This window comes from Pseudoduganella dura (assembly GCF_009727155.1).
Lineage (GTDB): Bacteria > Pseudomonadota > Gammaproteobacteria > Burkholderiales > Burkholderiaceae_D > Rugamonas > Rugamonas dura.
This window is the reverse complement of record NZ_WNWM01000002.1, coordinates 4,123,575-4,136,801: the sequence shown is the minus strand read 5'-3', so window position 1 is coordinate 4,136,801 and position 13,227 is coordinate 4,123,575. Positions and strand designations below refer to the sequence as shown.

Genomic DNA, 13,227 nt, shown 5'->3' with positions numbered 1-13,227 from the left:
GTACCAGAATGGCTACCCTCGGACAATGACCTCCCTCAAACCCTGGGCCGCGCGCCTGCCGTTTCCGACTTCCGCGCGCTGGCTGCTGCCGGTCGTGCTCGTCTTGCTGTTCCTGGCGATTCTAATCTGGTTGCCGTGGCAGGCGCGCCAGATGGAAAGCAACGAGCGCCAGGAACAGCTGATCGCCGACACGCTGTGGGTGGAGCAGACCATCCGCTTCCAGCTGGGCCGCCACGAGGAAGACCTGAAAGGCGTGGCCAACGAGATCCTGGCCGGCGCCTCGGTGAAGCGGCTGCACGAGCGCATGGCCAACGAACTGAAGACGGGCCTGGAACTGAAACGCGTGATGTGGGTAACACCCGAGGGCGACGTGGCCGCGTCGAGCGACGAAGCGCCGCCGCCGGTCGCCACGCTGTCGGCCGCTTCGCGGGATGCCGCCGAACGCGCCCGGCTCAGCCGTAACGGCGTGTACAGCGAACCGGCGCCGCAGACCGTCAATCCGGCCGGCACGCCCGGCGCGGCGATGATGGATTACCACTATCCGCTGTACCGTGGCGCCACCTACCTGGGCACGCTGGTGGCCACGTTCCAGCTGTCCGCGATCCTCGAGGAAATGGTGCCATGGTGGTTCGCGCAGGATAACCAGGTCAGCCTGCTCGACCGGGACGACCGCATCCTGGCGCGCCGCGCCGCCGCCGGCCCGGGCCACGGCGTCTACACGCACAAGCGCGCGCTCGACCTGCCCGGCGCCACCGTCACGCTGATGACGGACAGCGTGAAAACCGAGCCGAAGCTGCTGCCGAACCTGCTGGTGGGCTCGGTGATCGTGCTGGCGCTGGCGCTGCTGTGGAGCCTGCTGGCGCTGTGGGGCCACATCTCGCGCCGGCTCGAGGCCGAGGAGGCGCTGCGCCAGCAGATGGCGTTCCGCACCGCGATGGAAAATTCGCTGGTGACGGGCCTGCGCGCGCGCGACCTGGCGGGCCGCATCACCTACGTGAACCCGGCGTTCTGCCAGATGGTGGGCTACAGCGAAGAAGAACTGGTGGGCCGCTCGCCGCCGATGCCGTACTGGGCCACCGAAGTGATGGCCGAATACGAGCACCGGCTGCAGAACGTGCTGCAGGGGACGGTGACGCCGCAGTTCGAAACGATCTTCCAGCGCCCGGACGGCACCCGCATTCCGGTGCTGATCTTCGAGGCGCCGCTGGTGGACAACGAAGGCCGGCACACCGGCTGGATGGGGTCGATCCTCGACATCACCGACCGCAAGCGCATCGAGGAACTGAACCGCGAACACCAGGAAAAGCTGCAGGCGTCCAGCCGGCTGGCCACGATGGGCGAGATCGCCTCGATGCTGGCGCACGAACTGAACCAGCCGCTGGCGGCCATTTCCAGCTACACGACCGGCGCGCTGAACCTGCTGGCGCGGCCGGAAGTCGATCCCGCCACGCTGAAGCCGGCGCTGGAGCAGGCCGGCACCCAGGCGCGCCGCGCCGGGCAGATAATCCGCAGCGTGCACGAATTCGTGCGCAAGCGAAAAACCGAGCGGCGGGATGTGCCGCTGGCCACGATGATCGACGGCATCCGCGCGCTGATCGACCTGCAGGCGCGGCCGCACCGGGTGACGGTCCACACCGAACTGCCGGCCGACCTGCCGCTCGTGCGGGCCGACCACATCATGATCGAACAGGTGCTGCTGAACCTGGCGCGCAACGGCATCGAGGCGATGGCCAGGGTGCCGCTGCAGCAGCGCGTGCTGCGCATCGAGGCGCGGCACGATGCCGCGGCGGGCCAGGTGGCCGTCAACGTGATCGACAACGGCCACGGCATTCCGGCCGACGTGGCCGAACGCCTGTTCTCGCCATTTTTCTCGACCAAGGCGCAGGGCATGGGCATGGGGCTGAACATCTGCCGCACGGCGATCGAATTCCACGGCGGCACGCTGACGCACCGCGACAACCCGCAAGGCGGTACCATATTCACCTTCACGCTCCCTGCGTCCGAAGCCAAGATTAACGGAGACACATAAAATGTTGCATATCGTCGATGATGAAGAAGTGGTGCGCGACTCGCTGTCGTGGCTGGCCTCGTCGCGCGCCATTCCCGCCGCCACCTACGATTGCGGCGCCAAGTTCCTGGCCTACGTGGAATCGGGCCAGTTCGATCCGGCCGGCGACTGCGTGCTGCTCGACGTGCGCATGCCGGACATGAACGGCGTGGCCGTGTTCGACCAGCTGCATGCGCGCGGGCTGGCGCAGCGCCTGCCGGTGATCTTCCTGACCGGGCACGGCGACGTGCCGATGGCCGTGGATACCCTGAAGCGCGGCGCGTTCGACTTCTTCGAAAAGCCGTTCAACGACAACGAGCTGATGGACCGGGTGCAGGAAGGCCTGGCGCGCTCGCAGCAGGCCAGCGCCCACGCGGCCGTGCATGCGCGGCTGGCCACGCTGTCCTCGCGCGAACGCGAGGTGCTCGACCTGATCCTGGCCGGCAAGATGAACAAGGTGGTGGCCGACGAACTGGGCATCAGCATGCGCACCGTCGAGGTCCACCGCGCCCACATCTTCGACAAGATGCAGGTGAAGACGGCCGTGGAACTGGCCGGCCTGCTGAAGTAGGCACGGCACTGGCATGATCATGGTGCTGACGTAATCATGGCGCTCTCGCCCACGTTCGCGATCAGCATGACGCTGCTGCGCGACACGGTGCCGGGCTTCGACCGTTACCCGTTCTCGCTGCCGGCGGTAAAGCATCTCGACCAGCTGGCGTTCCATCCGGCCGTGACGTTCATCGTGGGCGAAAACGGCAGCGGCAAGTCGACGCTGCTGGAAGCGATCGCCGTGGCGCTGGGCTACAACGCCGAAGGCGGCAGCCGCAACCTGCGCTTCGGCACGCGCGATTCGCACTCGCCGCTGCACGGGCACCTGCGCATCAGCCGCGGCTACCGCAAGCCGCGCGACGGCTATTTCCTGCGCGCGGAAAGCTTCTTCAACGTGGCGACCGCGCTCGAGCGGCTCGACGAAGGGCCCGGCGGCCCGCCGCTGATCGACTCGTATGGCGGCCACTCGCTGCACGAACAGTCGCATGGCGAATCGTTCATGGCGCTGCTGAACCACCGCTTCGGCGGCCAGGGCCTGTATGTGCTGGACGAACCGGAGGCGGCGCTGTCGCCGCAGCGCCAGCTGGCCGCCCTCGCCCGCATCCATCAACTGGTCAAGGCCGGATCGCAGTTCATCATCGCCACCCACTCGCCGATCCTGATGGCCTACCCGGATGCCCGCATCTACGCCTGCCTGCCGGACGGGCTGCGGCGCACCGACTACGAGGACACCGAGCATTACCAGGTGACGCTCGAGTTCCTGCGCGATCCGCGCCGCATGCTCGATACCCTGCTGGACGACGAGGCTTGACCCGGACCATCCTGGAATCGCGCCGCCAATGGGGCACCGCGGGTCGCCAGGCAACCGCCGCACCAGGCAGGCTATGCGGCGGAGACCACCCTCCCCGATGTATCGACCAGCTTGCGCTTGCCGTTCGCGGCGAGCGGAATGTCCGCCACCTCCACCAGGTCGAGATCGAAAAAGCCGGCCAGGCGGCGGTGCTGCTCGTCCAGCAGGTAAGCCTTCTGTTCGGGGGTGAGCCGGCCCTGCTTGCCCACCACGGCCAGGCGGATCGTTCCCGGCGCTTCCTGCCGGATCTGGTACAGGCGCACGAACTGCCACGAGCCGGGATCCGGCATCACCGACAGCCCGGGTATGCGGTTGCCATGGCGGTCGATCAGGAATTCCTGCTCGCGCCCGTCGATGGCGGGGCATAGGCCTTCCGCATCGACGTTGCCGAAATCGCCGGTGCGGTAGCGGATCAGCGGCATTACGTCGTTCCACAGCGACGTGCCGACGATCTCCGTGCGGCCATCCCGGTGCGGCAGCGTTTCCGTCACCCCATACAGGGGATCGAAGCGGTATGGGGTCAGGTCGCCTTCGTGGTAATGCGCGAACGCCAGATTGACGCGTTCGGACTGGCCGTAGCTGATCGAGATCGGGCAGCGGAACAGGCCGCCGATCGCGCCGAGCTGCTGGCGTGTTGCCGGTTCCGATACGAGGAACACGCCGTCCACGGGAAAGTCGAGATCGCCGGGGCCGAGCAGGTCCGCCAGCGCCGCGGCGGCACTGGGATAGGCATGCACGAAGCGCGGGCGTTCGCGGTTGAGCGTGTCCACGATGGTCCGCTTGTGCGCTGGCGTGATGTGATAGGGCGACAGCAACAGCACATTGCCGACGCGCCGGAACGGCGGATCGCCGGCCGGCCGGCGCGCATCCGCGCCCATGCGCAGGTAAAAACTGCGATGGAAGGAAAAGCCGGACTGCCCCCATTCATGCAGCAGGAACGCCTTCTCGATATCGGCCAGCCGCTTGCTGCGCCACATGCCGATCCCTTCGCCGGTCGAGCCGCCGGTGGTGACGTAGTTCAGGAAGCGCGGATCGAGGCCGTCATGCAGGAACTCGGCCTGGTGGCTCGCCACGTCGGCCTTTGTCAGGTACGGGAATTCGCGCAACAGCGCCAGCGGCGGCTCGTTCGCCAGCGCCGCGGGCGACAGCCGGACCGTGGCGCGATACCACGCGACGTGGTTGCACGCCACGCTCAGCACGTGGCGCAGGCAGGCATCGCGGCAGGCATGAAGCACCGCCCCGTCGTGCCGGGGCAGGTGCAGTACCGTGAAATGGTGACGGTGGTACAGCACGCTGGCCGGCACATACTGGCGATACAGGTTGTACCAGTGCTTGCTCTTGTCGATGAGACCCATTGCGCCTCCATGTGATGATCCCGCAGCGCCGAAGACGCGGCCTGCCCCGCAGGTAATGGTAGGGTTGAGCCGGCAGCGGCAGCTTGATCACCGTCGAGGCAGTTCAATGCCGTACGGCGAAAAAGCATGAAGTAACTGAACTTTAATTTCCGTACAGAAGTGAACTCGAAAAATCTCCCCAAAAATAATACATAAGCACTTATATAAATGGGTGTATGATCGCCGCATGAAACAAGGACTCGGAACCCAGTTGCGCCACCTGATCGAACTGCTCGACGGCGCCGTGGCCGCCTCCTACGAGGAAGCCGGCATCGATTACCGCCCCCGTTTTACGCCGGTGATGCGGGCGCTGGCCGAAGGCACGCCGCGCACCGTGGGGCAGATCGCCGAAGCGGCCGGCATCACGCAGCCGGCCGCCACGCAGACGGTGGCGCTGATGCTGAAGGAAGACCTGGTGGCGACGATGCCGTCGGCGACGGATGCGCGGCAGAAGCTGGTGCGCTTGTCGGATCGCGGGCGCGCGCTGCTGCCGCAACTGCAGCGCTGCTGGGCCGCCACCGCCGCCGCTGCCGCCAGCCTCGACGCCGACATGCCCCACCCCTTGTCCGAAGCGCTGGCGCAGGCCATCGCCGCCCTCGAACGCCAGTCCTTCGGCGCACGCATCCGTGCCGCGCGCAGCAGCCTCACGCACGGCAGTCACGAGAAAACAACCCAGGAGAAACCATGAATACCGCACCGTTTCCGGCATCGTCGCCATCCCCACGGCCTTCGCTTGGCCGCCGCCTGCTGGCCAATGCGTTCGTGCGGACGCTGCTGGCTATCCTGTCGGTTCTCGTACCGATGGCCGTGACGCTGGGGCTCTCCGAAATCGTGCCGAAGCCCTACCGGTCCGGCTGGCCGCTGCTGCTGGCCGCGTGCGCGATCGTCGCCGGTTACCGGCTGTACGTGCGCAAGATCGAAAAGCGCGACGTGACGGAACTGTCGCTGGCCGGTGCCAGGGGCGAGCTGTTCGCGGGCCTGGGACTCGGCGCGCTGCTGATGGCCACCTGCAGCGTGCTGCTGCTGGCCGGCAGCATCTACACGTACACCGGCATGGCGCACTGGAGCGCCTTGCTGAAGCCGCTGCCGGAACAGGTGTTCGTGGCCTTCCTGGAAGAGCTGCTGTTCCGCGCCGTGCTGTTCCGGCTGCTGGAAAAATCGTGGGGCACCTCGGTGGCGCTGGCGGTATCGACGCTGCTCTTCATCGCCGCCCACCTGCCCAGTGAACACATCAGCCTGCTCGGCGTGCTGGCCACGGCGGTTGCTTCCGCGGCACTGTCCGCCGGCTACATCGCCACGCGCCGGCTGTGGGTGCCGATCGGCATGCACTTCGCGTGGAACTACCTGTTCGATGCCGTGTTCTCGATCCCCGTCTCGGGCCACCCGGCCAACGGCTGGATCCAGGTCCGTGCCAGCGGCCCCGAATGGCTCAGCGGCGGGGGCTATGGGGTGGAGGGTTCGATCGTCGCCGTACTGGCCTGGGGCGCCGCTGCCATCGTGCTGCTGGTCGCGGCCCGGCGGCGCAACCAGTGGCTGGCGCGACCGTGAGCGACTGCCGGCTCAGCTGTGCTGGGCCAGTGCCCAGCCGACGTGCTCGCGCACCAGTTCCGACGGGTGATCGAGCCGTGCCTGCAAGGCGGCGGCGATGGCCGGATCGCCGCGCCGCCCGAGCGCGGCGGCGTTGCCAAGGCCGACAGCCAGGTTGCGCAGCCACCGTTCATGGCCGATGCGTCGGATCGGGCTGCCTTCCATGTTGCGGTTGAATTCCTCTTCGCTCCAGCCGAACAGCGCGATCATGCCGGCGCTGCCCAGGCCATGCCGTTCGTCGAAGTCCGGCAGCGTGGCGCGCTGGGCGAACTTGTTCCATGGGCAAACGGTCTGGCAGTCGTCGCAGCCGTAGACGCGGTTGCCCAGCAACGGCCGCAGTTCTTCGGGAATGGCGCCTTTCAGTTCGATCGTCAGATAGGAAATGCAGCGTCGCGCGTCGAGGCGGCCGGGACCGAGGATCGCGCCCGTCGGGCATGCCGTGATGCAGGCGCTGCACCCGCCGCAGTGGGCCTCGGCCGGCGGATCGACGGGCAGCGGCAGGTCGACCAGGATTTCGCCCATGAAGAACATCGAGCCGGCGTCGCGGTTGATCAGCAGCGTGTGCTTGCCGCGCCACCCCAGGCCGGACTTTTCCGCCAGCGGCAATTCCATCACCGGCGCCGAGTCGGTGAACACGCGGTAGCCGAACTGGCCGGCCTCCTTGCCGATGCGGTCGGCCAGTTGCTGCAGCCGGGCGCGCAGCACCTTGTGATAGTCCCTTCCCCTGGCATACACCGAGATGACGGCCGCGTTCGGATCTTCCAGCCGGGTGCGTTCGCGCGCGCGCCAGTCGGCATCCTGCGAAGGCGGCAGGTAGTTCATCCGCGCCGTGATCACGCGCACGGTGCCCGGCACCAGTTCGGCGGGGCGGGCCCGCTTCATGCCATGGGCGGCCATGTACTCCATTTCGCCATGCATGCCGGCATCGAGCCACGCCTGCAGGCCCGGCTCCGCCGCGGCCAGGTCGATGTCGGCGATGCGCACTTCGGCGAAGCCGAGCTCGCGCCCCCATTCCTTGACGGCGGCGGCCAGCGAGGACAACACTTCAGGCGAAAGAGACATTCGTCGGTACAATGGCGGCAGCAATCCACCATTTTATGCGATCCCGAACATGAAAGCCCACCTGCGCGACGAAAGCCACACGACCGCCCTCGGCGTTTCGCTGGCCCGCGCCCTGCTGCCCGGCCTGTCGATCCACCTGCACGGCGACCTCGGCGCCGGCAAGACCGCGCTCACCCGCGCGCTGCTGCACGCGGCCGGCCACACGGGCCACGTGAAGAGCCCGACCTACACGCTGTCCGAACCCTACCGCGTCACGCTCGGCGGGCAGGACGTCAACGTCATCCATTACGACCTGTACCGCATGGGCAGCCCGGAGGAATTCCTCGATGCGGGCTTTCGCGAAGACTTCGACGGGCACAACATCTGCATCGTCGAATGGCCGGAAAAGGCCGAAGGCGTGCTGCCGCCGCCGGACCTGCGCGTGATACTCAACGTTGCGGGCGAGGGACGTGATGTAGAATTGCAGGCGTTCTCCGCATTAGGTAATTCATGCCTGCAACGCCTCCACTTCCCGCAGATCCTCTGATCCCCGCCCAGGCCGATCAGGGCCGCCGCCGTCGCATCCTCCTGAAGGCCGGCGGCACGCTGCTGCTTTCGGTGCTGGCCCCGCTGCCCGCGCGCGCCGCGCAGATCCTGGCCGTTCGTGTCTGGCCGGCGGACGAGTACACCCGCGTCACGCTGGAAAACGATTCCGACCTGAAGACATCGCATTTCATCGTCAAGGATCCGGATCGCCTGGTGGTCGACATCGAAGGCCTCGACCTGAATCCCGAGCTGAAATCGCTGGTGGCCAAGGTCCAGTCGAACGACCCGTACATCAAGCAGGTGCGCGTGGGCCAGAACCGGCCCGGCGTGGTGCGCCTGGTGTTCGACCTGAAGGCGCAGATCCGCCCGCAGGTGTTCACGCTGGCGCCGGTGGGCGAATACAAGCACCGCCTGATCTTCGACCTGTACCCGGTGCGCGAGGTGGACCCGATCGCGGCGATGATCGAGAAAGGCGAATGGTCCAGCGATGGCACGCCCGTCGGCCAGCCGCCGCTGGCCGAACAGCATCCCGCCCCGGGCCTGCCGCTGCCGGACAACCGGATTCCCGCGCCCGGCGTGCCGTCCGAAGCCGTGCCGCGGCCGGACATTGCCGCAAAGACGGAACCGCCGAAGCCGGAGGCGCCGAAAAACACCGACAGGCTGGTGCGCATGCTCACCGTCGCGCTGGACCCCGGCCACGGCGGCGAGGACCCCGGTGCGATCGGCTCGCGGGGCAGCCGCGAAAAAGATATCGTGCTGGCGATTGCCAAGCGCCTGAAGGCCAAGCTGGAGCAGCACCCGAACATGCGCGTGATGCTCACGCGCGACGGCGACTTCTTCGTGCCCCTGAACGTGCGCGTGGAAAAGGCGCGCAAGGTCGATGCCGACCTGTTCATCTCGATCCATGCCGATGCGTTCATCAAGCCGTCGGCGCGCGGCTCGTCGGTGTTCGTGCTGTCCGAAAAGAGCGCCAGCTCGTCGGCGGCGCGCTGGCTGGCCAACAAGGAAAACCAGGCCGACCTGATCGGCGGCGCCAATACGAAGGGCCACGATCCGCAACTGGCCAGCGTGCTGTTCGACCTGTCGACGACGGCGCAGATCAACGACAGCCTGAAGGTCGGCAAGGCCGTGCTGCAGCAGATCGGCGGCATCAACAAGCTGCACAACGGTGCCGTGGAACGCGCCGGCTTCGCCGTGCTGAAGGCGCCGGACATTCCATCGATCCTGATCGAGACCGCGTTCATCTCCAATCCGGAAGAAGAAGCGCGCCTGCTCGACAACAATTACCAGGACCAGATCGCGGACGCCATCGTGAAAGGCATCCGCGCGTACTTCGCCAAGAACCCGCCGCTCGCCAAGAACCGGCTGACCTGAGGACCATTGCATGCAATCGACGTTGTTCGGCCAGCTTCCGGCCGTGACCATCTCCGCGCCGGACGGCGCGCAGGCCACCATCGCGCTGTATGGCGCGCACCTGGCGTCCTGGAAAACGGCCGATGGCCGCGAGCGGCTGTTCATGAGCGACGCATCGCCGCGCGACGGCAGCGCCGCGATCCGCGGTGGCGTGCCGGTGATCTTCCCCCAATTCTCCACGCGCGGCCCCGGCCAGCGCCACGGCGTGGCCCGGCTGTCGCACTGGCGCCTCGGCGACCATGGCCAGGACGCCACCACTGCCTGGGTAGAATTCCTGCTCACCCACGAGGATGTGCCCGCGAGCCTGGCGCAGGGCTGGCCGCATGCGTTCGCGCTGGCGCTGCGTTTCACGTTGCAACCCGATGCGCTTGAAATGCGCTACCACGTGCGCAACACCGGCGGGCAGCCGTTCGATTTCGCCTGCGCGCTGCACACCTACTTCCAGGTGGACGAATTCACGCGCACGGTGCTGGCCGGCCTGCCGGACGAATCGCCGCTGCACTTCGGCCCGCCGCTGGACAACATCTACCCTGCCCCGGCCGAAGTGACGCTGCAGCCGGGTACCGGCACGCTGCGCCTGCAGCAGGAAGGATTCACGCAATTCGTCGTGTGGAACCCGGGGCCCGAGGCCGCCGCGAAGCTGGCGGACCTGCACGACGACGAATGGCAGCGGTTCGTCTGCATCGAGCCTGCCCGCGTGGACCAGCAGCCGCTGGCCGCCGGCGCGGAATGGACCGGCGTGCATACCATCACCGCACAGTCCTGAAAAAACGGGCGCATCGCTGCGCCCTGAAATTTTCCCACCAGGAGAAATTGATCGCCTGTCGAGCCTGTGTCATGGGGTCTGGCCCCATGACACGGGCTCGACAGGCATGAACGCGTTACTGCGACTCCTTGATCATGCGCCCCGCGCTGGCCTGCACGGGCCGCGCGTTCAGCGGATACAGCCGCGAGAACAGCGCCATCTGCTCGGCCGATGCCTGCAGCGGCTCCTTCATCACCAGCCACAGCACGCCTTCGGTGCACGGCGGCTCGGACAGCGAACCCATGTAGGTGTAATAGTCGCGCCGTTCGGGCAGCAGGTCGTTCGGGTTGAACACGATCGACGGCGCGGACGTGTCCTTCTTTTCCAGCGGCAGGTTGTTCCACACGGTCTGGATCGCCGGCTGGACACGGCCCCGCTGCAGCATCAATGCCAGCACGGCGGTGCGGCCTTCGATATCCTTGTGCACCAGGTGGATGCCCATCTCGTAGGTCTTGCCGTTGACGCGCTCTTCGGACGGGCGGTGGAAGTGCAGCTGCTGCAGTTCGTACGTGCGGCCGGCCACGGAGAGGAAATTGCCGGCGCCCAGCGCGACCTGCACGGTGTGGCCGGTATCGGTCACGGTAAAGCCCGACGGACGGTAGTCGAACGCGATCTGTTCCAGGTCGACCCTGATGCCGTCGCGGATATCGATCGGCGACTGGCGCTCGCCGCCGTTGCACTTGTTCCAGGCGGCGTTGATCTTGCTCCAGTTGGCGGGGCCGAATTCGCCTTCGTAGGTCCAGAAGGTGCCATTGGCCGGCGGCGGCGGCAGCGACGCTGCGTAGGCAGTCTTGCTCGCCTTGGCTTGCGCTGCCTTGCGCGCCCTGGCGGCAGCGGCGAAGCGGGCGGCCTGGCTGGCCTTCATCTGCGCCAGCCGATCGGCGATCCTGGCGGACAGCTCGGCCTCGGCCTGCTCTTCCAGCTCGCGCGCGGACAGCTTGCGGCCAGGCTTGCCCGGCTTGGCTTTCGGATCGCCGATACCCATCGCGTCGTCGCGCGCGGGCGACGACGGCTCCACCCCGGCGATCCGGGGGCGGGATTCGTTCGCGCTGACCAGGCCGAAGGCCAGGCAGCACGCGGTAAGGGCAATCAGCTTGCGCATGTTACTCCGAGGCAAAAAAAACAGAGATGCCCCGGTTAACGGATGCCGTACGGAAAAACTTGAGGGTAATTTTCCCTGATTGAACTCAACGGCCCAGCATGCGGCGGCTCATCTTCCACAGCCCGCCCAGCGCCACCGGCACGATCGCCACGCCCACGCCGATCAGCACGATCGTGGTCAGGTTGTCGCGCACCAGCGGCATGTTGCCGAAGAAGTAGCCGGCCGTGCACAGCGACACCACCCAGGCCAGCGCACCGGTGATGTTATAGAACTGGAAGCGGGCAAACGTCATGTCCGATACGCCGGCCACGAACGGCGCGAAGGTACGCACCACTGGCACGAAACGCGCCAGGATGATGGTCTTGCCCCCGTGCTTTTCGAAGAAAACGTGGGTGCGCTGCAGCGCGTCGCGGTTGATCCAGCGGTAATCGTGCGTGAACACGCGCTGGCCGATCGCTTCGCCGATCCAGTAATTGGTGGTATTGCCCAGCACCGCGGCACTCACGAGCAGGAAGATCAGCAGGCCGAGATGCATGTGCCCCGTGGCACAGAACGCGCCGGCGATGAACAGCAGCGTGTCGCCGGGGAAGAAGAACAGCACCACGACGCCCGTCTCGCAAAAAATGATGGCGAACAGGATCGCGTAAACCAGCGTGCCATACTGCGCAATCAGCGTATCCAGCGCCTTGTCGACGTGGAGCAGCATCTCCATCAAATGAACAAAATCCATAATATTCCTATAAGGTTGCGGCGGAATCATACACCAGGCCAATCACCTGTGGCCCGGCGCCGCGGCAACTTGCTTTTACCAGGACCATTTGAAAGATTACAATTCTTTACCGCTGCAAAGCAAGCAAACCAGGAGATCCGATGTCCCGCCGGCCGCTGTGTTTTTCCCCTGCCTTATTTGCTCCATTCACCGCTCCATCGGCCGCTCGATTATCCGCCCGATTGTCGGCCGCATTGGCCACGGTATTCGTCACGGTGCTCGCCAGTGCTCCGCTGGCGGCGAAGGAACTGCCGCCGAAGCCTTCGGTGGCGGACGTGATCAAGGCTTCGCAGGGCGCCGAGTGGCGCGCGCTCGATCCGGCCAGCACGCTGTACCTGGAGCTGCCGGCCGGTCGCGTGGTCATCGAACTGGCGCCGGTCTTTGCGCCGCATCATGTCGAGAACATCCGTTTGCTGGTGCGCGAGGGCTACTTCGACGGCCTGGCGGTCCTGCGCGCGCAGGACAATTTCGTGGTGCAGTGGGGTGACCCGGACGAAGACAGGCCGCGCGCCCTGAAAACCGCAAAGGCCAGGCTGGCCGGCGAATTCACGATCCCCTTGACGAACGACCGGGGCTTCACGCGCCTGCCCGACCGCGACGGCCATGCGCCGCAGGTGGGCCATTCGAACGGTTTCCCGTCGGCGCGCGATCCGAAGACCGGCCAGGCCTGGCTGGCGCACTGCTACGGCACGGTGGGCGTGGGGCGCGACGTGGGCGCCGACAGCGGCAACGGCAGTGCGCTGTACGCGGTGATCGGCCAGGCGCCGCGCCAGCTGGACCGCAATATCACCGTGGTCGGCCGGGTGGTCGACGGCATGCCGCTGCTGTCCGTGATGCCGCGCGGTCCGGGCGCGATGGGGTTTTACGACGACCCCGCGCAGCGCGTGGCGATCAGGTCCGTGAAACTGGCCGCCGACGTGCCGGAAGAGGGGCGCAGCAGGCTGGAAGTGATGCGCACCGACTCGGCCAGCTTCAGGGCCGTGGCCGAAGCGCAGCGCAACCGCGGCGGCCCGTGGACCAAGGTCGCCGCCGGCCATGTCGACCTGTGCAACGTGCCGATCCCGGTGCGCCGGCAGGGTTCCTGATCCGAGGAGGCGGCCCCCCGTCCGGGGTATAATTTC

Annotated in this window: 13 protein-coding genes; 9 read left to right on the top strand and 4 right to left on the bottom strand. The window is 66.8% G+C overall.

Annotation, left to right across the window (positions count from 1 at the left end; all coding sequences use genetic code 11):
• Positions 1 to 25 precede the first annotated feature (25 nt).
• Genes GJV26_RS18145 through GJV26_RS18135 form a run of 3 tightly spaced genes read left to right on the top strand, consistent with a single transcriptional unit; the run spans position 26 to position 3,410 of the window.
• Positions 26 to 2,029: a sensor histidine kinase gene (locus GJV26_RS18145; RefSeq protein ID WP_155710069.1), complete on the top strand. Its 2,004-nt coding sequence runs from the start codon at positions 26 to 28 to the stop codon at positions 2,027 to 2,029.
• 1 nt (position 2,030) lies between these two features.
• Complete coding sequence (locus tag GJV26_RS18140; protein ID WP_155710068.1) at positions 2,031 to 2,618, top strand: response regulator transcription factor; 588 nt, start codon at positions 2,031 to 2,033, stop codon at positions 2,616 to 2,618.
• A gap of 36 nt (positions 2,619 to 2,654) precedes the next feature.
• Positions 2,655 to 3,410: an AAA family ATPase gene (locus GJV26_RS18135; RefSeq protein WP_229419348.1), complete on the top strand. Its 756-nt coding sequence runs from the start codon at positions 2,655 to 2,657 to the stop codon at positions 3,408 to 3,410.
• 71 nt (positions 3,411 to 3,481) lie between these two features.
• Here GJV26_RS18135 and GJV26_RS18130 read toward each other — a convergent pair whose 3' ends face one another.
• Complete coding sequence (locus tag GJV26_RS18130; protein WP_155710067.1) at positions 3,482 to 4,804, bottom strand: phenylacetate--CoA ligase family protein; 1,323 nt, start codon at positions 4,802 to 4,804, stop codon at positions 3,482 to 3,484.
• Positions 4,805 to 5,030: 226 nt separating this feature from the next.
• Here GJV26_RS18130 and GJV26_RS18125 point away from each other — a divergent pair, with 226 nt between their 5' ends.
• Positions 5,031 to 5,531, top strand: coding sequence for a MarR family winged helix-turn-helix transcriptional regulator (locus GJV26_RS18125; RefSeq protein ID WP_155710066.1), 501 nt, complete (start codon positions 5,031 to 5,033; stop codon positions 5,529 to 5,531).
• Positions 5,528 to 6,391 (top strand): CPBP family intramembrane glutamic endopeptidase, encoded by an 864-nt coding sequence (locus GJV26_RS18120; RefSeq protein ID WP_155710065.1) that lies wholly within the window; start codon positions 5,528 to 5,530, stop codon positions 6,389 to 6,391. The genes GJV26_RS18125 and GJV26_RS18120 overlap by 4 nt, the downstream gene beginning before the upstream one ends.
• Positions 6,392 to 6,403: 12 nt before the next feature.
• Here the strand turns inward: GJV26_RS18120 and queG are convergent, their stop codons facing one another.
• Entirely contained in the window at positions 6,404 to 7,492 is a 1,089-nt protein-coding gene (gene queG, locus GJV26_RS18115) for a tRNA epoxyqueuosine(34) reductase QueG (RefSeq protein ID WP_155710064.1), read from the bottom strand.
• A 49-nt stretch (positions 7,493 to 7,541) separates the two neighbouring features.
• Here queG and tsaE point away from each other — a divergent pair, with 49 nt between their 5' ends.
• Genes tsaE through GJV26_RS18100 form a run of 3 tightly spaced genes read left to right on the top strand, consistent with a single transcriptional unit; the run spans position 7,542 to position 10,196 of the window.
• A complete protein-coding gene (gene tsaE / locus GJV26_RS18110) occupies positions 7,542 to 8,018 on the top strand; it encodes a tRNA (adenosine(37)-N6)-threonylcarbamoyltransferase complex ATPase subunit type 1 TsaE (protein WP_155710063.1) in 477 nt (158 codons plus the stop codon).
• Positions 7,982 to 9,391 (top strand): N-acetylmuramoyl-L-alanine amidase, encoded by a 1,410-nt coding sequence (locus GJV26_RS18105; RefSeq protein WP_155710062.1) that lies wholly within the window; start codon positions 7,982 to 7,984, stop codon positions 9,389 to 9,391. Before tsaE ends, GJV26_RS18105 begins: the two co-directional genes overlap by 37 nt.
• Before the next feature lie 10 nt (positions 9,392 to 9,401).
• A complete protein-coding gene (locus tag GJV26_RS18100; protein WP_155710061.1) occupies positions 9,402 to 10,196 on the top strand; it encodes a D-hexose-6-phosphate mutarotase in 795 nt (264 codons plus the stop codon).
• 115 nt (positions 10,197 to 10,311) lie between these two features.
• Here the strand turns inward: GJV26_RS18100 and GJV26_RS18095 are convergent, their stop codons facing one another.
• Both GJV26_RS18095 and GJV26_RS18090 read right to left on the bottom strand, forming a co-directional pair.
• Positions 10,312 to 11,337 (bottom strand): carbonic anhydrase, encoded by a 1,026-nt coding sequence (locus GJV26_RS18095; protein ID WP_155710060.1) that lies wholly within the window; start codon positions 11,335 to 11,337, stop codon positions 10,312 to 10,314.
• A gap of 85 nt (positions 11,338 to 11,422) precedes the next feature.
• Positions 11,423 to 12,067 carry a VTT domain-containing protein gene (locus GJV26_RS18090; protein ID WP_155710059.1) on the bottom strand — a complete coding sequence of 215 codons (645 nt, stop codon included), beginning with the start codon at positions 12,065 to 12,067 and terminating at the stop codon, positions 11,423 to 11,425.
• A 221-nt stretch (positions 12,068 to 12,288) separates the two neighbouring features.
• Between GJV26_RS18090 and GJV26_RS18085 the strand changes: the two genes are divergently transcribed.
• Positions 12,289 to 13,191 (top strand): peptidylprolyl isomerase, encoded by a 903-nt coding sequence (locus tag GJV26_RS18085; protein WP_229419347.1) that lies wholly within the window; start codon positions 12,289 to 12,291, stop codon positions 13,189 to 13,191.
• Positions 13,192 to 13,227 lie beyond the last annotated feature (36 nt).